Origin of the sequence: Faecousia sp. (assembly GCF_048519415.1) — a bacterium.
Classification (GTDB): Bacteria; Bacillota; Clostridia; order Oscillospirales; family Oscillospiraceae; genus JAZOXB01.
This window is the reverse complement of sequence record NZ_DBFZUT010000003.1, coordinates 12,708-38,341: the sequence shown is the minus strand read 5'-3', so window position 1 is coordinate 38,341 and position 25,634 is coordinate 12,708. Positions and strand designations below refer to the sequence as shown.

General features: G+C 62.0%; 23 protein-coding genes and 6 tRNA genes. 5 read left to right on the top strand and 24 right to left on the bottom strand.

Annotation, left to right across the window (positions count from 1 at the left end):
* The first annotated feature begins 25 nt into the window (after positions 1-25).
* Positions 26-1,315, top strand: coding sequence for a glycosyltransferase family 2 protein (locus ACMKFF_RS00305; protein ID WP_419495683.1), 1,290 nt, complete (start codon positions 26-28; stop codon positions 1,313-1,315).
* 39 nt (positions 1,316-1,354) lie between these two features.
* On the opposite strand, the gene galE is transcribed toward ACMKFF_RS00305, so the two are convergent.
* Genes galE through ACMKFF_RS00290 form a run of 3 tightly spaced genes read right to left on the bottom strand, consistent with a single transcriptional unit; the run spans position 1,355 to position 5,041 of the window.
* The gene (gene galE, locus ACMKFF_RS00300; protein ID WP_419495682.1) at positions 1,355-2,362 is read right to left on the bottom strand and encodes a UDP-glucose 4-epimerase GalE; all 1,008 of its coding nucleotides are present in this window, start codon (positions 2,360-2,362) and stop codon (positions 1,355-1,357) included.
* Positions 2,359-3,861 (bottom strand): UDP-glucose--hexose-1-phosphate uridylyltransferase, encoded by a 1,503-nt coding sequence (gene galT, locus ACMKFF_RS00295; RefSeq protein WP_419495681.1) that lies wholly within the window; start codon positions 3,859-3,861, stop codon positions 2,359-2,361. The genes galE and galT overlap by 4 nt, the downstream gene beginning before the upstream one ends.
* Complete coding sequence (locus ACMKFF_RS00290; RefSeq protein ID WP_419495680.1) at positions 3,854-5,041, bottom strand: galactokinase; 1,188 nt, start codon at positions 5,039-5,041, stop codon at positions 3,854-3,856. Before ACMKFF_RS00290 ends, galT begins: the two co-directional genes overlap by 8 nt.
* A 155-nt stretch (positions 5,042-5,196) precedes the next feature.
* Here ACMKFF_RS00290 and ACMKFF_RS00285 point away from each other — a divergent pair, with 155 nt between their 5' ends.
* Positions 5,197-6,054, top strand: a complete 858-nt coding sequence (locus ACMKFF_RS00285) for an AraC family ligand binding domain-containing protein (RefSeq protein ID WP_419495679.1) — start codon at positions 5,197-5,199, stop codon at positions 6,052-6,054.
* A 251-nt stretch (positions 6,055-6,305) separates the two neighbouring features.
* On the opposite strand, the gene ACMKFF_RS00280 is transcribed toward ACMKFF_RS00285, so the two are convergent.
* The 3 genes from ACMKFF_RS00280 to ACMKFF_RS00270 all read right to left on the bottom strand — a co-directional run bounded on the left by ACMKFF_RS00280 (position 6,306) and on the right by ACMKFF_RS00270 (position 8,710).
* On the bottom strand, positions 6,306-7,034 hold the full coding sequence (locus tag ACMKFF_RS00280; protein WP_418488031.1) for an amino acid ABC transporter ATP-binding protein: 729 nt from the start codon (positions 7,032-7,034) through the stop codon (positions 6,306-6,308).
* Between the two features lie 4 nt (positions 7,035-7,038).
* Entirely contained in the window at positions 7,039-7,737 is a 699-nt protein-coding gene (locus ACMKFF_RS00275) for an amino acid ABC transporter permease (protein ID WP_419495678.1), read from the bottom strand.
* A gap of 97 nt (positions 7,738-7,834) precedes the next feature.
* Positions 7,835-8,710 (bottom strand): transporter substrate-binding domain-containing protein, encoded by an 876-nt coding sequence (locus ACMKFF_RS00270; RefSeq protein WP_419495677.1) that lies wholly within the window; start codon positions 8,708-8,710, stop codon positions 7,835-7,837.
* Positions 8,711-8,953: 243 nt separating this feature from the next.
* Between ACMKFF_RS00270 and ACMKFF_RS00265 the strand changes: the two genes are divergently transcribed.
* Positions 8,954-9,029 (top strand) — tRNA-Thr (locus ACMKFF_RS00265).
* 130 nt (positions 9,030-9,159) lie between these two features.
* Here ACMKFF_RS00265 and ACMKFF_RS00260 read toward each other — a convergent pair.
* Together ACMKFF_RS00260 and ACMKFF_RS00255 are read right to left on the bottom strand one after the other, a co-directional pair.
* Positions 9,160-10,518, bottom strand: coding sequence for an MATE family efflux transporter (locus tag ACMKFF_RS00260; protein WP_419495676.1), 1,359 nt, complete (start codon positions 10,516-10,518; stop codon positions 9,160-9,162).
* Positions 10,519-10,889: 371 nt separating this feature from the next.
* Complete coding sequence (locus ACMKFF_RS00255) at positions 10,890-11,054, bottom strand: hypothetical protein (RefSeq protein ID WP_349135805.1); 165 nt, start codon at positions 11,052-11,054, stop codon at positions 10,890-10,892.
* Positions 11,055-11,354: 300 nt separating this feature from the next.
* On the opposite strand from ACMKFF_RS00255, the gene ACMKFF_RS00250 reads away from it, so the two are divergent.
* Together ACMKFF_RS00250 and ACMKFF_RS00245 are read left to right on the top strand one after the other, a co-directional pair.
* A complete protein-coding gene (locus ACMKFF_RS00250; RefSeq protein WP_419495675.1) occupies positions 11,355-12,374 on the top strand; it encodes a GNAT family N-acetyltransferase in 1,020 nt (339 codons plus the stop codon).
* A 68-nt stretch (positions 12,375-12,442) separates the two neighbouring features.
* A complete protein-coding gene (locus ACMKFF_RS00245) occupies positions 12,443-12,967 on the top strand; it encodes a hypothetical protein (protein WP_418469094.1) in 525 nt (174 codons plus the stop codon).
* A 389-nt stretch (positions 12,968-13,356) separates the two neighbouring features.
* On the opposite strand, the gene ACMKFF_RS00240 is transcribed toward ACMKFF_RS00245, so the two are convergent.
* The 16 genes from ACMKFF_RS00240 to ACMKFF_RS00165 form a co-directional block, all read right to left on the bottom strand.
* Positions 13,357-13,431 (bottom strand) — tRNA-Cys (locus tag ACMKFF_RS00240).
* 55 nt (positions 13,432-13,486) lie between these two features.
* Positions 13,487-13,562: transfer RNA gene (locus ACMKFF_RS00235), tRNA-Gly, on the bottom strand.
* Between the two features lie 3 nt (positions 13,563-13,565).
* Positions 13,566-13,641 (bottom strand) — tRNA-Phe (locus tag ACMKFF_RS00230).
* A gap of 40 nt (positions 13,642-13,681) precedes the next feature.
* A tRNA-Asp gene (locus ACMKFF_RS00225) sits at positions 13,682-13,758 on the bottom strand.
* A 6-nt stretch (positions 13,759-13,764) separates the two neighbouring features.
* Positions 13,765-13,840 (bottom strand) — tRNA-Val (locus ACMKFF_RS00220).
* A 101-nt stretch (positions 13,841-13,941) separates the two neighbouring features.
* A complete protein-coding gene (gene hslO / locus ACMKFF_RS00215) occupies positions 13,942-14,820 on the bottom strand; it encodes an Hsp33 family molecular chaperone HslO (RefSeq protein WP_367927982.1) in 879 nt (292 codons plus the stop codon).
* A gap of 5 nt (positions 14,821-14,825) precedes the next feature.
* Positions 14,826-15,584 (bottom strand): class I SAM-dependent DNA methyltransferase, encoded by a 759-nt coding sequence (locus tag ACMKFF_RS00210; RefSeq protein ID WP_418488022.1) that lies wholly within the window; start codon positions 15,582-15,584, stop codon positions 14,826-14,828.
* Positions 15,581-15,883: a YerC/YecD family TrpR-related protein gene (locus ACMKFF_RS00205; protein ID WP_349134802.1), complete on the bottom strand. Its 303-nt coding sequence runs from the start codon at positions 15,881-15,883 to the stop codon at positions 15,581-15,583. The genes ACMKFF_RS00210 and ACMKFF_RS00205 overlap by 4 nt, the downstream gene beginning before the upstream one ends.
* A gap of 140 nt (positions 15,884-16,023) precedes the next feature.
* Complete coding sequence (gene ftsZ, locus ACMKFF_RS00200; RefSeq protein ID WP_417323970.1) at positions 16,024-17,106, bottom strand: cell division protein FtsZ; 1,083 nt, start codon at positions 17,104-17,106, stop codon at positions 16,024-16,026.
* A 152-nt stretch (positions 17,107-17,258) separates the two neighbouring features.
* Positions 17,259-18,164 carry a cell division protein FtsQ/DivIB gene (locus tag ACMKFF_RS00195; protein ID WP_418488023.1) on the bottom strand — a complete coding sequence of 302 codons (906 nt, stop codon included), beginning with the start codon at positions 18,162-18,164 and terminating at the stop codon, positions 17,259-17,261.
* Between the two features lie 25 nt (positions 18,165-18,189).
* The gene (gene murA, locus ACMKFF_RS00190) at positions 18,190-19,434 is read right to left on the bottom strand and encodes a UDP-N-acetylglucosamine 1-carboxyvinyltransferase (protein ID WP_418488024.1); all 1,245 of its coding nucleotides are present in this window, start codon (positions 19,432-19,434) and stop codon (positions 18,190-18,192) included.
* Positions 19,435-19,476: 42 nt separating this feature from the next.
* On the bottom strand, positions 19,477-20,610 hold the full coding sequence (locus tag ACMKFF_RS00185; RefSeq protein WP_349135244.1) for a UDP-N-acetylglucosamine--N-acetylmuramyl-(pentapeptide) pyrophosphoryl-undecaprenol N-acetylglucosamine transferase: 1,134 nt from the start codon (positions 20,608-20,610) through the stop codon (positions 19,477-19,479).
* Between the two features lie 18 nt (positions 20,611-20,628).
* Positions 20,629-21,777 (bottom strand): putative lipid II flippase FtsW, encoded by a 1,149-nt coding sequence (ftsW, locus tag ACMKFF_RS00180; RefSeq protein WP_419495674.1) that lies wholly within the window; start codon positions 21,775-21,777, stop codon positions 20,629-20,631.
* Positions 21,778-21,818: 41 nt separating this feature from the next.
* On the bottom strand, positions 21,819-22,817 hold the full coding sequence (gene mraY, locus ACMKFF_RS00175; protein WP_417323975.1) for a phospho-N-acetylmuramoyl-pentapeptide-transferase: 999 nt from the start codon (positions 22,815-22,817) through the stop codon (positions 21,819-21,821).
* A gap of 3 nt (positions 22,818-22,820) precedes the next feature.
* Positions 22,821-24,182 (bottom strand): UDP-N-acetylmuramoyl-tripeptide--D-alanyl-D-alanine ligase, encoded by a 1,362-nt coding sequence (locus ACMKFF_RS00170; protein ID WP_349135242.1) that lies wholly within the window; start codon positions 24,180-24,182, stop codon positions 22,821-22,823.
* On the bottom strand, positions 24,172-25,629 hold the full coding sequence (locus ACMKFF_RS00165; protein ID WP_419495673.1) for a UDP-N-acetylmuramoyl-L-alanyl-D-glutamate--2,6-diaminopimelate ligase: 1,458 nt from the start codon (positions 25,627-25,629) through the stop codon (positions 24,172-24,174). The genes ACMKFF_RS00170 and ACMKFF_RS00165 overlap by 11 nt, the downstream gene beginning before the upstream one ends.
* Positions 25,630-25,634 lie beyond the last annotated feature (5 nt).

Here is a 25,634-nt window from a genome sequence, read left to right as displayed (position 1 = left end):
GAGTTCGAAAGAGGAAGTGCCGCCTATGCTGCATCTGCTGCCCAAAATTTTTGCCGCCATCGGCGCCCTGCTCGGCGCGATGAGCTGCTATTATACCGTCTACGCCATCGTCGGTCTGTTCGCCACACGGCGCTTTGCACCCGCACGGCGGCAGCACCGCTATGCCATCGTCATTGCGGCGCGCAACGAGGAGGCCGTCATCGGCCGCCTGCTCGAGAGCATCCGCCTGCAGGACTACCCGTCGGAGCTGCTCACGGTCTTTGTCGTGGCCGACAACTGCACGGACGGGACGGCGCAGGCGGCGTGCAGCGGCGGTGCGGTCTGCTATGAGCGCTGCGACCCAGACCACCGCACAAAGGGCTACGCGCTGGAATATCTGTTCTCCTGCATCGCGCGGGACTACGGAACAGATGCCTTTGAGGGCTATTTTGTATTTGACGCAGACAACCTGCTCAACCGCGACTATGTCTCGCGCATGAATGAGGCCTTTGACGCAGGCGAGCGCATCGTAACGTCCTGCCGCGCCAGCAAAAATTTCGGCGACAACTGGATCTCCGCATCCTATGCCCTGCACTGGCTGCGAACCGTGCGCATGGAACACCGCGCGCGCTCTGTGTTCGGACTGGCCACGCGCATTCAGGGCACGGGCTTCCTGTTCGCCTCTGAGCTGGTCAAAAACGGCTGGCACTACACCTCCCTGACGGAGGACCGCGCCTTTACGGCCGATGCCGTCGCTGCAGGCTATCCCATCTCCTACTGCGATGCAGCCGTGTTCTATGACGAGCAGCCCGTCTCCCTGCGCATCGCCCTGCGCCAGCGCATCCGCTGGGCCAAGGGCCACCTGCAGGCCTTTGCCGAGACGGGCTGGCCACTGTGGAAGCATGTGTTCACGTCGCACGACGCCCCGACGGCCTTCATGTCCTACGACATGTTCCTGCTCGTCTGCCCCCGCGCGCTGTGGAGCATCTTCACCTACGCCGCCCGGCTGCTGTGCGCCCTTGCGCTGTGGCTGTTCACAAAGGAGAGCTTCGGCATGGTCGGCGCGGCGCTGCTGGCATGGGCCGTCGGCTTCGGGAAGCGCTGGCTGCGGAACGCGGTCATCGCGCTCTATGTCTTTCTGACGGAGCGGCAGCATATGCCCGCCCTGCCGTGGTACCGGAAGCTCTGGTTTGCCGTGACGTTCCCGCTGTTCGACGTCATCGGCCGCGTCAGCACGGTCATCGCGCTGTTTTCCCATGTGGACTGGAAGCCGATCCCGCACGACTGCGCCGCCGGGATCGACGAGATGCAGACAGCAAAAACAGCCATCTCGTAATGAGACGGCTGTTTTGTTATTCCGATTCCTGACCGGACATTACTGCTTCTTCACGCTGCAGACGAAGTTCCAGCTGTCGCGGCACATATCGGCCACGGTCTTCTCGGCCTTCCAACCGAGGACGGTCTCCGCCTTGTGCGTGTCCGCCCACATCTGGGGCAGGTCGCCCTCACGGCGCGGGCCGATGACATAGGGCACGTTCACGCCGGTGGCCTCCATAAACGTGTTCACCAGCTCCAGCACGCTCACGGCGTGGCCGGTGCCCAGATTGAAGGCCTCCGCGCCCGTGTGCTCCATGGCATAGTCGATGGCCTTGAGATGGCCCTTGGCCAGATCGACGACATGCAGATAGTCGCGGCGGCAGGTGCCGTCCGGCGTGGGATAGTCGTCGCCGAAGATCGTCAGCTTGTCCAGCTGACCGGCCGCCACGCGGGCGATATAGGGCATGAGATTGTTCGGAATGCCGTTCGGATCGTCGCCGAGCAGGCCTGAGGGATGGCCGCCGATGGGGTTGAAGTAGCGCAGCAGCACGGCTGTGAAGCCCGGCGTTGCGGTGCAGTAGTCGCGCAGGATCTGCTCGATCATGACCTTCGTCCAGCCGTAGGGGCTCGTTGCGACATAGGTGGGCATCGTCTCGACATAGGGGATGGCATTGTCCGGGCCATAGACCGTCGCAGAGGACGAGAACACGAAGCGCGTGCAGCCCGCCTGCGCCATTTCCTCGAGCAGGGCCAGCGTGGAATCCAGATTGTTGCGGTAATAGGCCAGCGGGATATGGCAGCTCTCGCCGACCGCCTTGAAGCCCGCAAAATGCACGACGGCATCGATGCGGTGCGCCGTGAAGATCTCATGCAGGACGGCGCGGTCCTTCGCATCCGCCTGATAGAACGCGGGGCGCTTGCCCGTGATGGTCTCAATCTTGTCGATGACCGTACCGGACGCATTGGACAGGTCGTCCAGAATGACGACGTCGTGGCCCGCCTCAAGCAGCTCGACGCAGGTGTGGCTGCCGATGAAGCCCGCGCCGCCGGTTACCAGAATTTTCATAACGATCCCTCCTGATCTGCAGTGCCGAGGAAGCGGCGGAATGCCGCCCGCCCGGCTTCATTTCGTTTGAAGACGCCCGCGTCTTCCAGCACCTGCGCAAACACCGCGCCGACCTCCCGGCGCAGGATGTCAGCCGTGTTTTCCGGCGTGAACGCATAACGTGTTTTCAGTTCGTCGACCCAGTCGGCATGCTTGCCGAGGGTCTCGTCTGCGCGGATGTCCGCGCCGGACAGGATGGCCTGCTCCAGTGCGGCCAGCTCGCCCTTCAGGCGGGCGGGCAGAACGGCAAGGCCCATGACCTCAATGAGGCCGATGTTCTCTTTTTTGATATGGTGCAGGGCCGCATGCGGGTGGAACACGCCGAGCGGATGCTCCGGCGTTGTGATGTTATTGCGCAGGACGAGGTCCAGCTCATAGTCTATGCCGCGGCGGCGGGCAATGGGTGTGATGGTGTTGTGCGGCTCGCCGTCCGTCTCGGCAAAGACGAAGGCACTTTCGTCCGTGTAGCCGCGCCATGCGCGCAGGATGCGGTCCGCCAGCTCCACAAGGCGGTCACTGTCCGGGCCGGTCAGGCGCAGAACGGACATCGGCCACTTGACGATGCCTGCGCGGATATCGTCAAAGCCGCAGAAGCGGACAGGCTCCTCGACAGGCGCGCGCTCCATGGCAAATGTGTAGTGCCCGCCCTGGAAATGGTCGTGGCTCAGGATGGAGCCGCCGACGATGGGCAGGTCGGCGTTCGAGCCGACAAAGTAGTGCGGGAACTGGCCGACGAAGTCCAGCAGCTTGCGGAAGGCCGCGCGGTCGATCTTCATCGGCGTATGCGTGCCGTTGAAGACGATGCAGTGCTCGTTATAATAGACATACGGCGAATACTGCAGATACCAGCCGCTGCCGTTGATCGTCACGGGAATGACACGGTGATTCTGGCGGGCCGGGTGGTTCATCCGTCCGGCATAGCCCTCGTTTTCGGCACAGAGAGCGCACTTGGGATAGCCGGACTGCGGCGCGAGCTTGGCCGCCGCAATGGCGCGCGGGTCCTTCTCCGGCTTGGAGAGGTTGATCGTGATGTCCAGCGGACCGTAGGCGCTCTCGTAGACCCATTTCTGATCGCGCGCGATACGGTCGCGGCGGATATAGTTCGTGTTCTGGCTGAAGGCGTAGAACCAGTCCGTCGCCTGCTCCGGCGAAACGGCATACAAGCTGCGGAATTTAGCCCGCACCTCATGCGGAGCAGGTGTCAGCACGCCCATCAGCTTCGTGTCGAACAGGTCGCGCGCCACGGAATTATCCTGTGCAACGCCGCGGGAAACGGCGTCCTCCGTCAACTCGCGGAGCAGGTCCGCCAGCGGCAGCTCCGCCGGGGCGCAGTTTGGGTCGCAGCCGTCGAGCTGCAGGGCCTCAAGCAGACGGTTGCGCGCCCAGAGGCGGTCGTCCGCCTCGATGAGGCCGGTATCCTCCGCATAGCGGAGCAGGCCGGCGATGCAGGCGTCAATCATGGCTGCACACCTCCGCCAGAATGCCACCCTCCGGGCGGATGGACAGCACATGACAGCTGCCCTCGCCCAGAACAGCCTCGATGCCGCCGCGGAATTCCTCGAGCTGCTCATTCGGCACGAAGGCCTGAATGGTGCCCGCAAAGCCGCCGCCGTGCACGCGGCATGCGCCGTGGCCGCCCAGCAGATGCTTGGCAAGCGCCAGCGCGAACGCGACCTCCTGACGGGCCGTGCGGCCCTCGGGGATCACATTCTGCAGATACATCCACGACGAATCGCCGGATTCCTTGACATATTCGAGGAAGGCGGCGAAATTGTCGTTTTCGAGTGCACGCAGCTGCAGACGAACGCGCTTGTTGTCCTCATAGACATGGATCGCGCGCAGCACGGCGCGGTCCCCTGCCGCCTGCCGCACCTCGCCGAGGCGGGCATAGAACTCGTCCTCCGGCACATCGCGCAGGGCCTCCTTGCCGAACACACGGCACACGGCCTTCAGCTCGTTCGTGATGGCGGCATAGCAGTCCGTCAGGTCGCTGTGGCTCGCGCCGGAGTCGATGATGCACAGGCTGTAGCCGCAGGAGGCGAAGTCAAAGGCGATGGGCTGGATCTTCGGATGGGCCGGATCGGCAAAATCGATGCCGATGATGTTGCCGACGGCGGAGGCCGTCTGGTCCATCAGGCCGCAGGGCTTGCCGAAGTAGACATTCTCGGCATACTGGCCGACCTGCGCGATCTCCGGGGCCGTCAGGCCGCAGCTGCCGAGATGGTTCAGGATCACACCGATGAGGACCTCGAACGCCGCCGAGGATGACAGGCCGCTGCCCGGCAGCACCGTGGAGGTCACATAGGCGTCAAAGGCCATGGGCGAATGGCCCAGCGCGGCGAACCGCGCGGCAATGCCGCGGATGAGGGCCTTCGTCGTGCCCGCCTCGGCGGGGACGGCCTCCAGCTCCGACAGGGAGACCTCACAAAGGGGATAGCCCTCGGACAGCACGCGGATCGCGCCGCGCTCGCTGCGGGCGACGGCCGCCACAGTGTCGAGGTTCACGGCGCCCGCCAGCACGCAGCCGTGCTGATGGTCCGTGTGGTTGCCGCCGATCTCCGTGCGGCCGGGTGCGGAGAATACGAAGCCGGGCTTCGTGCCAAACTGATCTGTAAATCGCTTCTTGAGAGATTCGTACATCGGAATGACGCACCTTTCTGTGATTTCTTTTTGTTCGCTTTTAATTACCGATATCTTTATTTTAGGGAAATATGTTGCGGATGCAATGGAATTTTCAAGCGAAGATATGGAAATTTGTTGCCTTTTGTGGTATTCTGGTACGGGAGGCGGGTATCATGGCAGTTTACTTCAAGAATTCCTATAAATCCGACGGCGCCGTTCTGCCGCTGTCGGTAAAAAACGTCGGGTTTCAGCAGTGCACGCCCGGCTACCGCTGGGGCGCGGGCGTGCGGGATCACTATCTCATCCACTACGTTGTCTCCGGCCGCGGGACGTTCACGGCGGCCGGGCGGGCCTTCCCCGTGCGCGCGGGCGAGGTCTTTCTCGTCTGGCCGAACGTCGTGGTGAGCTACGAGGCAGACACGGAATCGCCGTGGGAATACTACTGGCTCGGCTTCAGCGGGCCGGATGCCGCCGCCCTGCTGGCGCGCACGGACCTGCGCCCGGACGCGCCCGTGCTGCACATCGACTTTGGGCGGACGTTCCAGCGCTACATCACCGCGATCTACGAGGCGCGCGGCCAGTCCGCGTGGAGCCGGACGCAGATGCTGGGCTATGCCTACCTGCTGCTCGGCAAGCTCATCGAGGGACGGGAAGGCCCAGAGGACCGCGGAGACGTCATCGACCGCGCGGCGGCCTATATCGAGAACAACTACGCCGAGCCCATCACCGTCGACGACATCGCCGCCTTTGCCGGGGTGAGCCGCAGCTGGCTCTACCGCGGCTTCATGCAGCGCTTCGGCCACTCCCCCACCGCCCTGCTGCGGGAGACCCGGCTGAAAACGGCGCGCACCCTGCTGCGCGGCACGACGATGCATATCTCCGAGATCGCGTGGTCCGTCGGCTACCCGGACGCGCTCTATTTCTCGCGTGTGTTCGCCGCCAGCGAGGGCTGCTCCCCGAGTGTCTACCGCGCCGAGAGGCGCACTCCGCAAGGAAGTGCGCCTCAGTTATATTCGCCGGACAGCGAGTGATATTGTCCTTCGGACAGTGAAATGATGCTTCGCATCGTGATATTGCCTGCGGCAGTTTGAGCGGCGAATAGAATATCACAAAAGCCAGGCGGCTTTTATATCACTTTCCGAATAGAAAAATATCACTCCGGGCAAAGCCCGGAATATCTTTTGTCGGTAGACACAGCGAGCATCGGATCGTGCAAAAAGAAGGCAGTGCAAATTTGGCACTGCCTTCTTTTTATTCGGTCGGCGATCCCGTTTTTTGAAACTCAAAGCACTTTTGCAAGAAAATCCTGCAGGCGCGGGTTTTTCGGCGCGCCGAAGATCTGGTCCGGCGTGCCCTCCTCGACGAGCTTGCCCTGGTCGAGGAAGAGCACGCGGTTTCCGACCTCGCGGGCAAAGCCCATCTCATGCGTGACGACGACCATGGTCATGCCGGTGTGCGCCAGCTCCTTCATGACGTCGAGCACCTCGCCGACCATCTCGGGGTCGAGCGCGGATGTCGGCTCGTCGAACAGCATGACCTCCGGCTCCATCATGAGTGCGCGCACGATGGCCACACGCTGCTTCTGGCCGCCGGAGAGCTGGATGGGATAGGCGTCAGCACGGTCCTCGAGGCCGACGCGGCGCAGCAGCTGCAGAGCCTTTTCCGACGCGGCCTCGTGCGGCACGCGGAGCACCTTTTCCGGCGCCAGCGTCATATTCTGCAGGATCGTCCGGTGCGGGAAGAGGTTGAAATGCTGGAAGACCATGCCCATCTTCTGGCGCAGCTGGTCGATGTTGACCTTTTTCTGCGTGATATCGACGCCGTGGAACAGGATAGATCCGCTCGTCGGCGTCTCCAGCAGGTTCAGGCTGCGCAGGAACGTGCTCTTGCCGGAGCCGGAGGGGCCGATGGCTGCGATGACATCGCCCTGCCGGATATCGACGGAGATGCCGTCCAGCGCGCGGATGGCGTCCTTTTTGAAATACTTGCAGAGATTCTGCACGGAGATGATGACATTATCTGCGGTCGCCACGGCTCATTCTCCTTTCAAAATACTGGATGATTTTCGACGTCGGGAACGTCAGGCAGAAATACACGCAGGCAGCGATGATCAGCGGCTCGCCAATGGAGAACGTCGCGGACTTCACGGAGTTCACTGCGGACATGATCTCCTGCACGCCGATGGTATAGCAGATGGACGACTCCTTGATGATCGTCACGAACTCATTGGCGATGGCCGGGAGGATGTTCTTGATGGCCTGCGGCAGCACGATGGACTGCAGCGTCTGGCGGCGCGTCAGGCCGAGGCTGCGGGCGGCCTCCGACTGGCCGGGGTCGATGCTCTGGATACCGGCGCGGATGATCTCGCTGAGATAAGCAGCGGAGTTCAGCGCCAGTGAAATGACGCCCGGCAGAAAGCGCTCAAAGCGAATGAAGCCGAACAGCTTGAACGACGGCAGATTCACGCCGCCGAAAACGATATAATAGATGATGAACAGCTGCACGAGCATCGGCGTCGCGCGGAACACCTCCACATAGATGGAGGCGAAAATGCTCAGAGGCTTGATGCGGCTCATACGCATCAACGCCAGAACGAGAGCCAGCAGAAAGCCAAACACGACCGTCAGGAACGACAGCGAGACGGTGCAGATCATACCCTCCTTGAACATGGTCAGGTATCGCAGGGCGGCGCGGAAGCCATTGACAGAAAGCAACGGGGGTCCCTCCTTTTTTATTTTGACAGACAGGCAGACTTCTCTCGCCGTTCCGGCGGGAGAAGTCTGCGATTTCCTTACTCTTTCAGATGTGTGCTTACCCCTGATTATCCAGCAGACCTTCGTAGGTATTGCCCTCGGCAAGCGTGTTGGCCTCGGCGACAAACTTGTCCATGGAGCCGTCCTCCTTGGCAGCGGCAATGGCGAGATTCACGGCTGCCAGCAGTGCGCCATTGTCCTTGCTCACGCCGACGACGGAGCCCTCCTGCTCATAGGGGACGTCGAACTTGACGCACAGCTCCGGATAGTTCTTGGCATAGGCCTCGGCAACGACCGTCTCGATGAACGCACCGTCCAGCTTGCCGCTCAGCAGCTCGGCAATGATGTCCGTGACCTTCGAGAGCTCCACGATATCGGCGTCCGGCGTGTTCTCCTTGGCGAGGTCGGCCTGAATGGAGCCGAGCTGCGCGCCGATCTGGTACTCCGCCTTGTTGGCGTCGGCCAGCGTGGAGAAGGAATCCGCCTTGTCCTGCACGGTCACGAACGACTGGCCGCCGACATAGTAGATATCCGAGAAGTCCATCTTGTCCTCACGGGCGGGATCAGGTGAATAGCCGGAAAGTGCAAGATCGACCTTCTTCGCACTGAGCTCGCTGAGCGTGCCGTCGAAGTCCATGGGGATGATCTCGAGCTCGAGGCCGAGATAATCGGCGATGTACTGCGCAAGCGCGATGTCGAAGCCGGCCAGCGTCGGATTCTCGTTCTCATCGATGGAATAGAATTCATACGGGGCGAAGTCCGGGCTGGTCGCGACGGTCAGCTTGCCGTCCGTGACCGTCTTCAGCAGAGGCTTCAGCTCCTCGATGGACATGGATGCATAATCGGTTTCATCTGCGTCTGCGCCCTTGCCGCAGCCCGCAAACAGAGACAGCGCCAGCGCAAGGGCCAGTGTCAGGACGATCCATTTTTTCATGCTTTCATTCTCCTTCATGTTCCGGCGGAGCGTGTCCGCTTTATCGCTTGAATTTATATACATTCTATATCAATTTTTATTCAAAGTCAATCCCAAAAACCGACGAAGAATCCATCATGCAGAGACACAATGCTGTGCAGCTTTCACAAGAACGGCCCAGAAATTGAATTTTCTGAAATAGCAAAAATATGGCTTGACAAATTCCGCAAAATGAAGTACAATAATTCACGCAAATCGCGCCATGCTACTGTGGCTCAGTTGGTAGAGCAGCTGATTCGTAATCAGCAGGTCGCCGGTTCGAGTCCGGCCAGTAGCTCCAAAAGCAGTCCTTGTTCGCAAGGGCTGCTTTTTCGTTGTAGAAACCACCCCCACCGGCTGCGCCGGTGGGGGTCCTTTTCTCAGCAAAAGCCGGCCGCCCGGAAAACCCGGACGGCCGGTTTGAAATTGTGTTACAGCAGCGCCTTTTTCTGCTCCAGCCGGTCGTAGTTATGCAGCCAGTCGGATTTAAGGAAGTAGATGAGGAAAATGACGCAGCTCACGCCCCAGGTAAGCGGATAGGCCGTGAAGATGACGTCGATTTTGGCCACAAGCGGCACGACGATGGAGATATAGGCCACGCGCAGCACACACCAGATGGCAAGCATGATGAACATCGGCACCGTCGGCTTGCCCGCGCCGCGCATAATGCCCGCGATGCAGTGGGCAAAGGCCAGGAAGCAGAAGAACAGCGCCTCCACATGGGCCTGCCGCACGCCGATCTCAATGACGGCGGGGTCGTTCTGGAAAATGGCCACGAGCGGCTCTGCCAGCAGGAACAGCACCACGCCGATGCACTCGGCCAGCGTTGTGGAGCAGACGATGCCGAAGCGCACGCCCTTCTTCACGCGGTCATACTGATGTGCACCGAGGTTCTGGCTGACGAAGGTCGTCAGCGCCATCGTGAAGCAGGTGATGGGAAGGAAGGCAAAGCCCTCGAGCTTGGCATAGGTGCCGCAGCCCGCCATGGCGTTCGAGCCGAAGGCGTTGATGTTGCTCTGCACGATGACGTTTGCGAAGGCGATGATGGAATTCTGTACGCCGGAGGGCAGGCCAAAGTGGATAACCTGCTTGAGCATAGGCAGATGGAAGCGAATCTTGCGCAGGCGCACACGGTAGACCGTGTCATAGTGGCACAGGCGGAAGATGCACAGGCCGAGGCTCACGAACTGCGAAATACTCGTGGCCAGTGCGGCAGACCAGACCCCCCAATGGAACACACCGACAAACAGCAGATCGAGCGCGATGTTCACAAGCGACGACAGGATCAGGTAATACAGCGGGTGGCGGCTGTCTCCCACGGCCTGCAGGATGCCAACGCAGAGGTTATACATGACGATGGCTATGGAGCCCGCAAAATACATCCGGAAATAGTCGATGGAGTTCGGCAGCACGTCCGTATCCGTCTTCATGAGGCGCAGCAGCTGCGGCGTGAGCGTCATGCCGAGCACCGTCAGCACGATGCCCGCCGTCAAGCCGAAGGCCAGCGTCGTATGGACGGCCGTCTGGAGTTTCTCGTTGTCCTTCGCGCCGTAGTAGCGTGCGATGACGACGCCCGCGCCGACGGCGATGCCGTTGAAAAAGCCGACGAGCAGGAAGATCAGACTGCCGGAGGAGCTGACGGCGGCATAGGCGTTCTTATCCAGGAAGCGGCCGACGATAAAGGCGTCAGCTGTGTTGTAGAGCTGTTGGAAAATGTTTCCGAGCAGGATAGGCAGGGCAAAAAACAGCATGCCGCGCCAGATCGAGCCGGAGGTCAGCGAATGCTTCATCTTCGTCTCCTTTTCTTTTCTGAAATTTTATTTAGACACAGACGCTCTGTGCCGCAATCATGCTTGAGGACCGGTAATCGGGGGAAGGAAAGAAGGAACGGAAACCATCAGGGTGTCCTTTCGCGTTCCTTCACCCGCCGCAGCGGCAAAAAATGCAAAATAATAATTCTATTTTACACTTTTGCAAACGGCTTGGCGAAAAAGTCCGAAAGGGCCTTTGGGATAAGCCGCAGACCTGCTGCCTAAAATTGGCCGCAGGTCTTTTTTTGCAGAGATTCTGCCATAATTATAGCATGGTTTTTCCGTTCCCGCAAGTCCCACTGCACGCCGCGAAAAAAAATGCTGCGGAGGTCCTCCGCAGCATCGGGCCGTCAGGGCTTCAGTTTCTGCACCGCATCCGTGATGGTCTGCTCCACGGCGTCGGCGGCCTTCTGCGCCTCCCGGCGCACGCCGGACTGCCGCGGCAGCATCAGCGCTACCGTGCCGCCTGCGGCCATGCCGAGGCCGAGCGTCAGCAAAAAGGAGCGTACCTGCATCGTTCTTCCTCCCTTCGTGCTTTTCTGCACGGTTAGCATGCCCGCGCCTGCGCAAAAAAACACTTCAGCTTTTTGCCAAGCTGCTTTCGAAATTGCAAACATGAAATTTTGAAATATTATTTTGCAATTTTGCCGCTGCAGGAGTGATGGAACGAGAAGGGAGACCCTGACGGTTTCCATTCCTGCTTTTCTTCCCCTCCGAAGCTTTTGGCCGGCAGTTTTTTGACCGTCTGTCACTTTTCATTTTTGAATTGCTGTGCTATACTGAAGGAAAATCCCATGCACAGAGAGGAACGGACTATGACAACAATCTACCTGATCCGGCACGCGGAGGCGGAGGGCAATGTCTTCCGCCGCATCCACGGCCAATATGATTCCTGCGTGACGCCGAACGGCCGCCGCCAGATCGCGGCGCTGGCGCAGCGCTTTGCAGGCATCCCCGTCGACGCGGTCTATGCCAGCGATCTGAAGCGCACCTGCCTGACGGCGACGGCCATCTACCGGCAGAAGGGCCTGCCGCTCCACCGCGACGCGCGCTTCCGCGAGGTCGGCCTCGGCCCGTGGGAGGACACGCCGTTTGGCGAGTTGGAGCGACGTTATCCCGCGCAGCTGCACGCCTTCTCTCACGATTCCTACCATTGGTATGTGGAGGGCGCGGAGTGCTTCCTGCAATATGCACACCGCTTCCTTGCCGGGCTGGACGACGTCGTCCGCCGTCACGAAGGACAGTCCATCGCCATTTTCTCTCACGGCATGGTCCTGCGCGGCGCGCTGATAGAGCTGTTTTTCCCCGGGCAGGACGAAGGCGTCAGCCACAGTGAAAACACGGCCGTCACGGAGCTGCACTGGGAAAACGGCAGCTATGAGCTCGTCTCGCTGAACGACGCTACGCACCTGACGCCGGAGCTTTCGACGCTCGGCCGTCAGAACTGGTGGCGCGGCAGCCGCTATCTGGATTTCAATATGTGGTATCGCGACGTGGCTCCGGAGGACGCTCCCCTGCTGGCCGCGCTTGGCTGCCCGCAGACGGAGCCGGGCGACCGCGTTCGCATCGCCATGCTGCGCGATACCCCCGCCGGGGTGGTCGCCACGCGCCGTCTGGACGGCGATGAGGGCGCGCTGCTGCATCTGGCCCTGCTGCCGGAGCACCGCGGCCGTGGGCTGGCGGCGCAGCTTCTGGGCGAGGCGATCTGCCCGCTGCGCGCCGGGGGCGCAAAGCACCTGCGCCTGCTTCGCCCGGTAACGGACAAGGGCACAAAGCGCCTGCTCGCCACCTATGGCATCACGGACGGCTGCTCCATCGTGCCGACGGAGGAATAACTACTTCTTGCTTTCTCCTGCCCGGCATGGTAGAATAGGCTTACAGAAAAGAAAGAGAGGTACCTCCCATGGCAGAACCCTATGTCAACCCTGCGGAGCTTCCGGTGAAGCGCCGCGAAAACATCGCCCTCGGTGTGCTCGGCGCGCTGCTCTTCTCCGCCGCCGGTGGCCTGGTCCATTTCGGCTTGCTGCAGCTCGGCTATATTGCGTGGATCAGCGCGCTGGTCGGCATGGCCGCCGGTTACTTCGGCTATGGCCTGTTTTCCGGCCGGAAGAACACCGTGCACGGCGCGATCCTCGCCGTCGTATTCACCATGCTGATGATCGTCGCCGCCGAATATTTCGGTCTGGCAAAGGAGATCTTTGATGCGCTCAAGGAAACCTACGATATCGCGTTCCGCGATGCCTTGGCATCCGTTCCCGATTTCCTGACGGAGGCGGAAATCCGAACCAGCGTTCTGAAGGACCTTGGCATCGCCTTTGTCTTCAGCATTCTGGAGGCCGTCTTTTTCATCCGTGACGCCGTCCGCAAGTCCAAGGCCGCCGCTGCCGCCGAGACAGAAGCTGCCGCAAAGAACCCCGCAGAGTTCTGATCCCCGATCTATCCAAAGAGCCGCCCACCGAGGGCGGCTCTTTTCAGCTTGTCAAAAAAGTCCCTTCGGGCCTTTTCTGCAAGCTGCTTTCCGAATTACAAAATCAAATTTTGCAGCAAGATTTTGCAATTCTGCCGCTGCGGCGGGTAATTGAACGTGAAAGGACACCCTGACGGTTTCCTTTCACACTGTCCGTCCCTCCGAAACCGTCGGCTGGGCAGGGTTTTTGACAGTCTGAGCCGCCCACCGAGGGCGGCTCTTCAACTGTCAGGAAAGCCATTCGGGTCTTTGGGGCGATGGGATGCCATACACTTCCGACTGTGTTCTGCAGGGCTTTCGATACACTGACACCAAAAAAGAAAGACACGCATCTGCGTGTCTTTCTTTTTTGGAGGTGCCGCCCAGATTTGAACTGGGGAGTCAGGGTTTTGCAGACCCTTGCCTTACCACTTGGCCACGGCACCATATGAACTTATCTCGTAAAAAAGGAACGCGGGGTGCGTTCCTTCAGTTAACGAATGGAGCGGGTGACGAGGCTCGAACTCGCTACCTCCACCTTGGCAAGGTGGCGCTCTACCAGATGAGCTACACCCGCATCTGGTGCCTCCGGTCGGAGTTGAACCAACGACACGCGGATTTTCAGTCCGCTGCTCTACCTACTGAGCTACAGAGGCATGTTGAGCCGAGTAAAACTCGGCTCAGATGCTTTAAAAATGGCGACCCGGAACGGACTCGAACCGTCGACCTCCAGCGTGACAGGCTGGCGTGCTAACCGACTGCACCACCGGGCCAGATAATGGTGGGAACAACAGGGCTCGAACCTGTGACCCCATGCTTGTAAGGCATGTGCTCTCCCAGCTGAGCTATGCTCCCCTGCGTCCTTCTGAGTGGCGATCACTCATCAGCGACGGGTCTTATTATACACGCAGGCCCCCATTTTGTCAAGCACTTTTTTCGATTTTTTTCAAGTTTCTTCAAATCTCTTTCAGGAGGTCTGAGATCTCCTCCGGCGTGAAGGTATAGACCTGATCACAGAACTGGCACTCGAGATTGATGGGCTTTCCTTCCGCGACGATCTCCTCGAGGTCCTTGCGGCCGATGGCAATGAGCGTTGAGGTCACGCGCTCGCGCGAGCAGTAACAGCGGTAGCTCACCGGCGTATTCTCGAGGAACTCCAGCTCGAAGCCGTCCAGCACGCGGCGCAGCATAGCCTCCGGCGTCAGCCCCTCGGACAGCATGGGCGTCACGGCGCCCGCAGCGCGGATGCCTGCCTCCAGCCGGTCTATGAGGGCGTCCGGCGCATCCGGCAGCAGCTGGATGAGATAGCCGCCCGCCACGCTGACCGTCTGGTCGCGGCCGACGAGCACACCGAGCGCACAGGCCGTCGGCGTCTGCTCGCTCTGGGCAAAGTATGCCGTCACATCATCGCCGATCTCGCCGGAGACGAGCGCGACGGAGCCGACATAGGGTTCCTTCATCTGCAGGTCGCGGATGACCGTGAGCATGCCGTCCGTGCCGACGGCAGCGCCGACATCCAGCTTGCCCGCATACTTCTCCAGCAGCGTGATGCCGGGATTCTGCACATAGCCGCGGACATTGCCCTCGGCATCCGAAACGGCCAGCAGCGTCCCAAGCGGGCCGCCGCCCTTGATCTGCAGCGTCAGCGTGCCGTTTTCGACCTTCTGCATGTTGCCCATCATCGAGGCAGCCGTCAGAACGCGGCCGAGCGCGGCTGTGGCCGTGGGCGTGGTGTGGTGGATCTGGCGGGCGCGCTCCGCGATCCCCGTGGAGCAGATGGCCGTCGCCTTCAGAAAGCCATCCTTCGTGATGGCGCGAACAATGTGATCCTGCATTGCAGTTACTCCTTCCATGCGGCAAAATACATGCGCTGCTCCTCCGGACCGGGCGGCGTCAGCGTGCGGTCACCGAAGCACTCTACACGCGCAAAGCCCGCCTCGCGGAGCCACTGCTCCAGCGTGTCCGGGTCATAGGCATATTCACAGTGCTGCTCAAAGCTGCGCGCCCACAGTGCACCCCTGCGGCGGAACAGATCGATGCCATAGTAGCAGCAGTTCTCTTCTTCGTCAAATTCCGCTCGCCAGACGCAGTAGGACTCGTCATTCTCATCGAGGAAGACCTGCCCGTCCAGCCCGCGCAGCTTTTGCGGCGTGTTGATGTCGAAAAAGAACATGCCGCCGGGCCGCAGCGCGCGCCAGACACGGTGAAACGTCTTGCGGCAGTCCTCCGGCTCCGTCAGATAGTTCAGGCTGTCCAGGAGGCACACAATGGCCTCCACAGGCTCCGGCAGGGTCAGGCGCTGCATGGGCTGGCAAATGAAGAACGGCGGGTTTTCCGCCATGGCTGCAGCCTTCTGTGCGGCGGCCGTCAGCATTTCCTCGGAAATATCCGCACCGATGACGCGATAGCCGCGCTCCGCCAACAGCACGGACATAGAGCCGGTGCCGCAGGCAAGGTCCAGCACGGTCTTTGGCGAATGCCCCGCGCGCTGCAGGACGGTCTCGAAAAACTGCAGCACGGCGGCATAGTCCACATCGGTCGTCAGCCCGTCATACGCGCCCGCGAGCGTTTCATAGGGTTCCCTTGCTTCGGGGCTCATTTCTTTTCCTCCGCATCGACTTTTGCAAAAGCGCGCTCATAGCCGCCCGTACCGCCCGTCAGGCAGCGGTTCACGCGGCTGATGGTTGCGGAGCTGGCGCTCGTCTCGGCGAGGATGTCGCTGTAGATCATGCCGCGATCAAGCATGCGGGCGACCTCATAGCGCTGCTCCATGGCCTTCAGCTCCGGCTGTGTGCACAGGTCGACGAGAAAATCATAGCAGTCATCGAGCGAATCCAGCGCGGTGATCGCGCGGTACAGCTCGCTGTTTTTATCTGAGCGTTTGTTCCTGCTGTCCATGGGATAACACCTCCGGATATTTGGATATCTTTATTTTAACACACTATATTGTGAAAGTAAACCGCATTCTGCGGATATTTACGGCAAATTGCGCAGAAATCTCCCCCGGTGCTTTGCGCCGGGGGAGATCAGAGCGTTTTTTACTTGTTGAAGATCTTGAAGATCTCGTCGATGTCGTTGATGTCCGAAGCGGCATCTGCGGGAATGCTCTGCTGCTTGCTGCCCGCGGCAGGCTTCGAGGAGGAATAGATCCCCTTGGACTCCGGCTTCTTCTCGTCAAAGCCGGTTGCGATGACCGTCACGCGCATCTCGTCCTCGAAGTCCTCGGAGAACGTCGCACCGAAGATGATGTTCGCCTCGGGGTTCGCCGCTTCCATAACGATGTTCGCGGCAGTCTCGACGTCGTCGAGGCCGAGGTCCGCAGCGCCCGTCACGTTGATCAGGACGCCCGTTGCACCGTTGATGGAGGTCTCCAGCAGGGGGCTGGCGACGGCGGCCATGGCGGCCTGCTCAGCCTTCTCGCGGCCGGAGGCAATGCCGACGCCCATGTGTGCGCGGCCAGCGTTCTTCATGATGGAGGAAACGTCCGCAAAGTCGAGGTTGATGATGACGCGGTCGGAGTAGCCGACGAGCTCGGAGATGGAGGTCACGGCCTGCTTCAGCACATCGTCTGCGATGCCGAATGCGTTGGCGAACGTGATCTTCTGATCCGTAACGTACTTCAGACGGTCGTTCGGGATGATGATGAGGGAGTCGACCTTATCGGACAGGGCGGCGATTCCGGCCTCTGCCTGCTTCATGCGGTTTGCACCCTCAAATTTGAAGGGCTTCGTCACGACACCGACGGTCAGGATGCCGGCCTCATGTGCGAGATCCGCAATGATCGGGGCTGCGCCCGTGCCGGTGCCACCGCCCATACCGGCGGTGATAAAGACCATGTCTGCGCCCTCAAGGCACTTGGAGATGGCCGCGCGGCTCTCCTCGGCGGACTTCTTGCCGATGTCGGGCTTGGAGCCTGCGCCCATGCCGCCCGTCAGCTTCTCACCGATCTGCAGCTTGTTATCGCACTTGGACTTATTGAGATCCTGACGATCCGTGTTCACAACGACGAATTCGACTCCGCCGATGCCGCTGGTGATCATCCGGTTGACAACGTTGTTGCCGGCGCCGCCGACACCGATCACTTTGATATTTACGACCTTATCTGTGTAAGTTTCAGACATTGACAATCTCCTCCTATGTATCCACTGTTCGGGCGCGGCGCGCCGTACATAATATATGCAGATTTATACCGTTTTATTTTATCGTGGAATGGTCCGCAGGTCAATAGACTTTCTCGGATTTCAGAAAATAATTTACATTTTCCGTATCGTTTTCACTGCTTCGGGGTGAATCTGGCCTCGCTTCCCTCGCTGAAGGACAGATCGATCGTGCCGGTCTGGTAATCCGCGAGGCTTTCGAGCACCTTTTCAAGATAGGCCAGCTTATAGGGGAGATTCTCGGAATTTCCCAGCTTGACCTCGTACTGATCGCCGTACCAGAACGAGAGCTCATAGGAGCTCGGCACGGCGACGGATGCGGCCTTCTTCGTAAGGCCGGCCTCCTCGAGCGCCTGCAGCAGCGCGCACAGCGCGTCGTGCTGGCCCTGCGCGGCGACGTCATCGTCCCCGGCGACTGTGAGCTGCTGGCCGACGACCGGGTCGGCGAGCTGCAGGCCCGTCACGGCGATGTGGCCGCGCGCGGCGGTCTCGTCGATCTTTTCCGTGATCTTGCCGTCCGCCGTGATAAGATAGGAAGCACCGTCCGCGCCCTGCGCCGCATAGGTGACGTCATATTCCGTCACGGTCAGCTCCAGCGTGTCCGGCAGGCGGCGCGTGACCTGCACCGTGCTGACATAGGGCAGCTCCGCCATGATATTCCCGGCGATGCGCGCACGGGAGAGCGTGAGCAGGTTGTCGCCCTGAGCCACGCCGCAGGCGGCGCGGATCTCGTCGGCAGTATAATATGCCGAGCCCGTCACCTCCACGGAGCGCACGCGGAAGAACAGCACCATGCTCAGCACGACGGCAGCGACGACCGCCGCCATGATGAGGATGCGCTTCCAGACGCCGGGATTGATCCGGCGGCGCGTGCGGTGCCGCGCGCGCTTGCGCTGCTTCTGGCGCAGCTCCTCCAGATGCGCCTGCTCGCGCCGCTGGTCACGGCGCTGCTTCGCAGCCTGTGCTGCGCGGGAATTTCGCTCCGGCGGCCTGCGCCGCGGCTCGTTTTTCTCGTGTTCCATGGTGTCCACCCCTCCGTGGGTCTTGTCAGCGTTCTGTAATGTCCGCGCCGCAGGCACGCAGCGTCGGCACGAGCTCCGCATAGCCGCGCTTCAGGTGCGCAGTCCCGGCAAGCTCGCTCTCGCCACGGGCGCAGAGTGCTCCGATGACCATCGCAGCCCCGCCGCGCAGGTCCGTTGCCGTCATGCTTGCACCGTGCAGCTCCCGCACGCCCGTCACAACGGCGTAGCGCCGCGCGGCATGGATGTGCGCACCAAGCGCCCGCAGGGCCGGGACATGGCGGAAGCGGTTCTCAAACAGATTTTCTTCAAATACCGTCACGCCCTCCGCAACGGCCATGGCGGCCATCAGGGGCGCCTGCGCATCCGTCGGAAAGCCGTCATACGGCGCGGTGCGGATCGGCCCCGCCGCCCGCAGACGGCTGCACCGCAGGCGGAGCATGCCGTTTTGCTGCGTGAGCGTGCAGCCCGCGCGTTCGAGTGCGGCCAGAACGGCCGTCAGATGCTCCGGCCGGACATTCGTGAGCGTCACGTCGCCGCGCGTTGCGGCAGCCGCGGCCAGATACGTCGCCGCCTCCATGCGGTCCGGCAGGACCGTGTGGCACGCGCCGGTGAGCGGAACGCCGCCGCGGATGCGCAGCAGGCTCCCCTCGCCGCGGATGTCTGCGCCGCAGGCGCGCAGGAAGGCGATCAGGTCGCCGATCTCCGGCTCACGCGCGGCGTTGCACAGCGTCAGTGTTCCCCGGCAGCCGAGCGCCGCAAGGATGAGATTCTCCGTTGCGCCGACGCTTGGAAGCGGCAGCGCGACCGTGCAGCCGTGAAGGCCGTCGGTCCGGGCCGAAATATGCTCGCCGTCAAGCGTGATCTCCGCACCCATCCGGCGCAGGCCGCGCAGGTGCAGATCGATCGGCCGCGCGCCGAGCACGCAGCCGCCGGGCAGGCTCAGCTCCGCCGTGCCGAAGCGCGCGAGCAGCGGCCCGAGGAACAGGACGGCAGCGCGCATTTTCCGCATGAGTTCTGCCGGAATATCTGACCGGCATGCGGAGCCGGCATCGACTGCAACGATCCCGCCGTGCTGCTCCACCGCGCAGCCAAGGTGGCGCAGAATGGCGCAGGCAGCCGTGACGTCGGAAATATCCGGGCAATCGAGAAGCTCGCAGCGCGCACCGGTCGCCAGCGTGGCGGCCAGCAGCGGCAGCGCGGCATTTTTTGCGCCGTGCAGCGCAATGCGACCGTGCAGCGGCGTTCCGCCGCGGATGCAGAATATGTCCATGACCGACCTCCGGATGGGAAGATGCCCCATCCTATGCGGCGGTCAGGATTTGTGTGTTTTAGCCAGATTCAGAATGATATCACAGATGCGGGACGCGGAATCGACGACAGCCAGCTCCTGCAGCGCTTTGCGCATGGATGCGCGGCGCGGAGCATCGGCCAGCAGCTCCTGCGTCGTGCGGAACAGCAGCTCGCCGTCGCAGTGGTTCTCATGCAGTACGACGGCCGCGCCGTGCTGCTCGAGGATGCGGGCGTTTTTCTCCTGATGATCGTTCGTCACATTCGGCGACGGGACGATGATGCACGGCGTGCCCGCTGCGGCGATCTCGTTGAGTGTCGAGGCTCCGGCGCGGCTGATGACCACATCGGCCGCCGCCATAAGCTCCGGCATGTTATAGATATATTCCTGCATCGTGATGAGCGGGTGCTTTTCCAGCTCGACCCCCTGCTCCTTCACATAGTCCGGCATCCAGCGCCAGCCGAACGAGCCGGTCGCATGGATATGCCGCCAGCAGTCCTGCTCGCATTCGAGCTTCATGAACTGCGCGATCTTCTTGTTCATTTCGCGCGCGCCGAGACTGCCCCAGGCAGAGACGATCATCGGCGTCTTCTCGTCGAGGCCGAGAGCGCGGCGGGCGTCGGCGCGGCGGGTGAAGACGAACTCCTCCCGCACGGGCATGCCGACCGCGATAACACGGGACGGGTCGCGGTAGGCCGAGCGGCTGTCCGCGAAGCTCACAAGGATGCGGTCGACCTTATCGGCCACCATTTTTGTAGCGAGGCCCGGCACGGCATTGGACTCGTGCACGGCCGTGGGGATGCCGAGGCGCGCGCCCTCGTGGAGCATCGGATAGCTGGCATAGCCGCCCGTGCCGAGGATGACGTCCGGCTGGAAATCGCGGATGATGCGGTCCGCCTTTTTCAGTGCGCGGCGGATGGAGAGCGCAGCCCTGACGTTATGCCGGATGGCGCTCGGCTTCAGGCTGCGCATATAGCTGGAGATCTGCAGCGTTTCGAGCCGGAAGCCCTCGCGCGGGACCAGAGTGGCCTCCATGCCGTCCTCCGCGCCGACAAACAGGATCTCGCTGTCCGGACGGCGCTCGAGCAGCACGCGCGCAACGGCAAGGGCGGGATTGATGTGTCCGCCCGTTCCGCCGCAGGTGAATACGGCCTTCATGGGCCTGCCTCCTTTGACTTATCTGGGACTTTGGGTAATGCTGCGCGACACATTCAGCACGATGCCGTTTTCGGCGAGCTGCATGATGAGCGCGGTGCCGCCGTAGGAGAAGAACGGCAGCGAAATGCCCGTGGAGGGCAGAAGATTCGTCACAACGGCGACGTTCAGGAACACCTGCAGGGCCAGAAGCGTCGTCAGGCCTGCGGCCAGCAGCATGGAGAAGCGGTCGCGCGCATGCATGGCGATCCAGTAGCTGCGGATGATGAGCAGAGCGAACAGGATGAGGATGCCGATGGCTCCTACAAAGCCCAGCTCCTCGCACGCAATGGCGAAGATATAGTCGTTATGCTCCTCCGGCAGGTAGAGATACTTCTGGCGGCCGCGGCCGAAGCCGAGGCCCAGCAGGCCGCCGGAGCCGATGGCATACTGCGACTGCAGCACCTGCAGGCCCTTGTCGAGCGGGTCGTTCTCCGGGTGCAGCCATGCGCTGATGCGTCCGCCGGTGTAGCCCTTCGTCAGAAGATAAACGGCAACGAGCAGGCAGCCCAGAATAACAAGGCCGACCAAATACTTCCAGTCTGTACCGCCGAGCGTCATGAGGATAAAGCCGAGTGCCAGAATGATGAGCGTCGCAGACATGTGCGGTTCGAGGTAGAGCAGCACGGCGATGATGCCGAGGATCACGACATAGGGCGCCACGCCGTAGCGGATCGTCTTCATATCCCGCGTGTGCGCTGCCATAATGGCCGCAAACGAGCAGATGACGCCGAATTTTGCAATCTCGGACGGCTGGAAGCTCACGAAGCCGAAGTCGAGCCAGCGCGTCGCGCCGCCGCTCTCCGTGCCGATGAACGGCACGAGGACCAGCAGGCCGATGGACGCAGCCAGGATCAGGAGCGACAGCTTCTGATACCATTCATATGGCACGCGGCTGATGAGCCACATCACACCGATGCCCATCACGGCAAAAATGAGCTGATTCACGAAGACTGAGGCCGCGTTTTTCGTCTCGTAATAAGCGCGGGCATAGCTTGCGGAGAACAGCACCAGCAGACCGATGGCCACCAGCAGCAGCGTCAGCAGCAGGTACGGCAGGTCAATGACGCCGAGATCGCTCTCCACAACACGCACCGCGCTCTTTTTCAGTTGCTTTTCTCTGTGGGACATGGCCGCACCTCCTCTCCGCGGGATAGCGTGCAGAAATCAGATCAGAACCAGATGCGCACGCCGAACCAGGCGATCACGCACATGATCACGGTGACGGAGACGAAGACCACCCAGATCTTTTTCTCCGACCAGCCGCACATTTCAAAATGATGATGGATCGGGGCCATCTTGAAGATGCGCTTGCCATGCGTCAGCTTGAAGTAGCTCACCTGCAGGATATCGGACAGCGTCTCAATGATGTAGATGAGGCCCACGAACAGCAGCACGAGCGGCATATCGAGCGCATAGGCAAGGCCGCACACCGCGCCGCCGAGATACAGCGAGCCGGTATCTCCCATAAATGTCTTGGCGGGATAGAAATTATAGAACAGGAAGCCGCCGAGCGCGCCGACAAGCGTCGCCGGGAACGTGGCAAGGCCCCACTGCTTTGCCGTCATGGACACGAGCGTGAAGAACAGCATCACGGGAAGCGTCACGCCCGTGGCAAGGCCGTCGATGCCGTCCGTCAGGTTGACGGCGTTGACGCAGCCGACGATGATGAACACGGACAGCGCCAGATAGACCAGCGGCGGGATGTGGACGAGCGGCTCCCGGACAAACGGGATATAGAGATCATACGTCAGGGCATTCGTAAAATGCATGCCGGCAAGGAACAGGCAGGCCGCCAGCACCTGCAGAACGAGCTTCTGCAGGCCCGTCAGGCCGAGATTGCGCTTTTTCTTCACCTTGATGAAGTCATCGGCAAAGCCGATCAGGCCGAACATCAGCGCCAGCGCCAGCACAAGCAGGTGCTTATAGTCGCCGGTCTCGCGCATGGCATGCCAGCCGGTGACGATGCACAAAAGCGACGACAGAATAAAGACGATGCCGCCCATGGTCGGCGTGCCCGCCTTGCCCTGATGCCACTTCGGGCCGACTTCCCGGATGGACTGGCCCGCCTTCAGCGCGCGCAGCGCCGGAACAAGCCCCCGGCCGAGCAGCAGCGCCAGGACAAAGCCGCCCAGCACCGAAACAAGGATCCAGATCAGCGTAGGTTCCATTTTTTATTCCCCCATATGTTCTTTCGTTTTCAAAAGGCGCGCAAGCACCTGCTCCATATGCATGCCGTGGCTGCCCTTGAACAGCAGCGTGTCTCCTGCGCGGCAGGTCTCCTCCAGCGCAGCGACGAGCGCATCGTGCGTGGCAAAGGCCCGTGCCCCGGCAAGGCCCGCCTCGTGCGCACCCTGCACATAGCATTCGCTGCACGGGCCGTAGGCCAGCAGCAGATCCGCCGTCTTTGCGGCCTCGCGGCCGACCCCGGCATGGAGCTCCGGCGCAAAATCGCCCAGCTCCAGCATACCGCCGAGTACAGCGATGCGGCGGCCCTCCGTCGGCGTGCCTGCCAGCACCCGCAGCGCGGCGCGCATGGACTCGGGCCCGGCGTTGTAGCAGTCATCAATGATCGTCATGCCCGCCGCATGGCTGACCCGCTGCCGCAGCGGCGCATAGGACCGCAGGCCTTCTGCGATCTGCTCCGGGCTCAGCCCGAGCAGCAGGCCGACGGCCGCAGCTGCCAGTGCGTCGAGCACATTGTGCAGGCCCGGCACGCTCAGTGCGGCCTCAAAGCTCTTTCCGAAGGCGTGGACCGTAAATTTGCTTCCCTCCGCCGATTCGCACACGCGGGAGGCGCGCACGTCGCAGCCCTCGGAGAGGCCGAAGCACACGGCGTGATACCGCGCGGCCAGCGGCCGCAGCAGGGCGTCGTCCCCGTTGAAGATCACGCGTCCGCCGGGACGCAGGCCCTCGAGGATCTCAAGCTTGGCGCGGAGGATGCCCTCGCGCGAGCCGAGATTTTCGATGTGCATCGTGCCGATGTTCGTGATCACGGCCAGGTCCGGCTGCGCGATGCGCGTGAGCACGGACAGCTCGCCGAAGTGGTTCATGCCCATCTCGAGCACGGCCGCCTCGCAGTCCGGCTTCAGCCGCAGGACGCTGACCGGCAGGCCGATCTCATTGTTATAATTCTTTTCCGTCCACTGCGTGCGCAGTGCCGTGCGCAGGACGGCAGCGATCATTTCCTTCGTCGTCGTCTTGCCGACGCTTCCCGTGATGCCGACGCAGCGGCACGGCAGGCTCTCGCGGTAGCCGCGGGCGATGTCACGCAGGGCGCGGGACGTGTCTTCGACATAGATCGCAGGACCGTCCACCGGGCGGCTGGCCAGCACGGCAGCCGCGCCGCGCTCCAGCGCGGAGGCCGCAAAGTCATGGCCGTCGCGCGCGCCGGGCAGGGCTGCGAACAGCTCGCCGGGCCGGATCAGGCGAGAATCAAAATTTGCGCCGAAAAACGGCCGTTCTTCCAGCTCGGGGGCGATCTGACCGCCGCACCACGCGGCGGCCTGCCCGAGCGTCAGGGTCTTATTGCTCATGGTCTTCCTCTTGCAGACAAGCGGCGACTTCCTCGCGCTCGTCAAAGCGAATTTTTTCCGTACCGAGGACCTGATAGGTCTCATGTCCTTTTCCGGCGAGCACTATCATATCATCTTTTTGCGCGAAACGCAAGGTCATGCGGATGGCCCTGCGGCGGTTCTCCTCCACATAGACGGGCTTCTCCGTCTGCGGGATCCCGGCAAGGATCTCGCGGATGATGGCCATCGGCTCCTCCGTGCGGGGGTTATCCGACGTCACAACGAGCACGTCGGCCAGCCGCGCGGCGATCTCGCCCATGATGGGGCGCTTTGTCCGGTCGCGGTCGCCGCCGCAGCCGAACAGCACAATGAGGCGGCCGCGGCAGAAGTCGCGCACGGAACGGAGAATGTTCTCCAGTCCATCCGGCGTGTGGGCATAATCGATGAGAACGGTGTAATCGCGGCCCGGCGTGGGCACGACCTCGATGCGGCCCTTTACGCCCGCCGCCGTGCCGAGCGCGCGGCAGGCGTCCTCCAGCCCAATGCCGAGGGCGCGGGCAATGCCGAGCGTCAGAAGCGCGTTCGAGACCGTGAAGCGGCCGGGGATGCCGATGCGGACATGCGCCGCCTTCTCCCCTTCCCGCACCTCCATCGCCACATGGTCCGGCGCAAGCTGCACCTGCTCTGCGCGCAGCGCGGCGTCCTTCCCCGTGCCGACGAGCAGCGGTGTACAGGTCGCGCCCTGCAGCATGGTCCGGTAAGCCGGGTCGTCCGCATTGAGCACACCCGTCCGGCAAAGCCGGAACAGGCGGGCCTTGGCGGCCCCGTAGGCCTCCATGGTCTTATGGAAATCGAGGTGGTCCTCCGTCAGGTTCGTGAACGCACCGACCGTGAACGGGATACCGTCCACGCGGTGCAGCGCCAGCGCATGGGACGAGACCTCCATCACCACATGCGTGCAGCCCGCATCGAGCATCTGCCGCAGCAGGCCCTGCAGGGCAAAGCTCTCGGGCGTCGTGCGCTCCGTGGGGAGGACGGTGTCGCCAATGCGGTTTTCGATCGTGCCGATGAGGCCGACCTTCGCGCCGAGCGTCTGCTCGAGCACATGCTTGACAAGGCAGGTCACGGTCGTCTTGCCGTTCGTCCCCGTCACGCCGATCATGCACAGGCGCTCCGCCGGATGGCCGAACCAGTTGCAGCCGAGCTGCGCCAGCGCCGCGCGCGCATCGCGCACGCGCACCCACGGCGTGTGCTCCGGCATGTCGTGCTCGCACAGCACACAGGCCGCGCCGCGCGCAAGGGCGGCGGGAATGAAGCGGTGGCCGTCCGTGGCATAGCCCGAAATGGCGGCAAACAGCTCGCCGGGCGCGGTCGAGCGGGAATCATAGCTCACGCCCGTCAGCTCCAGCTCCGGGTCGGCGTTCTGTTCGAGCACCTCGATGCCCTGCAAAAGCTCGTGTAATTTCATTGCAT

Bases quoted from the DNA above. Each gene is read 5' to 3' on its own strand.
- murA (WP_418488024.1), bottom strand. From the start codon at position 19,434: ATGGACATATTCTGCATCCGCGGCGGAACGCCGCTGCACGGTCGCATT.
- ACMKFF_RS00195 (WP_418488023.1), bottom strand. From the start codon at position 18,164: ATGGAACACGAGAAAAACGAGCCGCGGCGCAGGCCGCCGGAGCGAAAT.
- hslO (WP_367927982.1), bottom strand. From the start codon at position 14,820: ATGCAGGATCACATTGTTCGCGCCATCACGAAGGATGGCTTTCTGAAG.
- galT (WP_419495681.1), bottom strand. From the start codon at position 3,861: ATGATTGACGCCTGCATCGCCGGCCTGCTCCGCTATGCGGAGGATACC.
- galE (WP_419495682.1), bottom strand. From the start codon at position 2,362: ATGAAAATTCTGGTAACCGGCGGCGCGGGCTTCATCGGCAGCCACACC.
- ACMKFF_RS00245 (WP_418469094.1), top strand. From the start codon at position 12,443: ATGGCAGAACCCTATGTCAACCCTGCGGAGCTTCCGGTGAAGCGCCGC.
- ACMKFF_RS00205 (WP_349134802.1), bottom strand. From the start codon at position 15,883: ATGGACAGCAGGAACAAACGCTCAGATAAAAACAGCGAGCTGTACCGC.
- ACMKFF_RS00170 (WP_349135242.1), bottom strand. From the start codon at position 24,182: ATGAGCAATAAGACCCTGACGCTCGGGCAGGCCGCCGCGTGGTGCGGC.
- ACMKFF_RS00290 (WP_419495680.1), bottom strand. From the start codon at position 5,041: ATGTACGAATCTCTCAAGAAGCGATTTACAGATCAGTTTGGCACGAAG.
- ACMKFF_RS00210 (WP_418488022.1), bottom strand. From the start codon at position 15,584: ATGAGCCCCGAAGCAAGGGAACCCTATGAAACGCTCGCGGGCGCGTAT.
- ACMKFF_RS00260 (WP_419495676.1), bottom strand. From the start codon at position 10,518: ATGAAGCATTCGCTGACCTCCGGCTCGATCTGGCGCGGCATGCTGTTT.
- ACMKFF_RS00270 (WP_419495677.1), bottom strand. From the start codon at position 8,710: ATGAAAAAATGGATCGTCCTGACACTGGCCCTTGCGCTGGCGCTGTCT.
- ACMKFF_RS00185 (WP_349135244.1), bottom strand. From the start codon at position 20,610: ATGAAGGCCGTATTCACCTGCGGCGGAACGGGCGGACACATCAATCCC.
- ACMKFF_RS00255 (WP_349135805.1), bottom strand. From the start codon at position 11,054: ATGCAGGTACGCTCCTTTTTGCTGACGCTCGGCCTCGGCATGGCCGCA.
- ACMKFF_RS00165 (WP_419495673.1), bottom strand. From the start codon at position 25,629: ATGAAATTACACGAGCTTTTGCAGGGCATCGAGGTGCTCGAACAGAAC.
- mraY (WP_417323975.1), bottom strand. From the start codon at position 22,817: ATGGAACCTACGCTGATCTGGATCCTTGTTTCGGTGCTGGGCGGCTTT.
- ACMKFF_RS00250 (WP_419495675.1), top strand. From the start codon at position 11,355: ATGACAACAATCTACCTGATCCGGCACGCGGAGGCGGAGGGCAATGTC.
- ACMKFF_RS00285 (WP_419495679.1), top strand. From the start codon at position 5,197: ATGGCAGTTTACTTCAAGAATTCCTATAAATCCGACGGCGCCGTTCTG.
- ACMKFF_RS00305 (WP_419495683.1), top strand. From the start codon at position 26: ATGCTGCATCTGCTGCCCAAAATTTTTGCCGCCATCGGCGCCCTGCTC.
- ftsZ (WP_417323970.1), bottom strand. From the start codon at position 17,106: ATGTCTGAAACTTACACAGATAAGGTCGTAAATATCAAAGTGATCGGT.
- ftsW (WP_419495674.1), bottom strand. From the start codon at position 21,777: ATGTCCCACAGAGAAAAGCAACTGAAAAAGAGCGCGGTGCGTGTTGTG.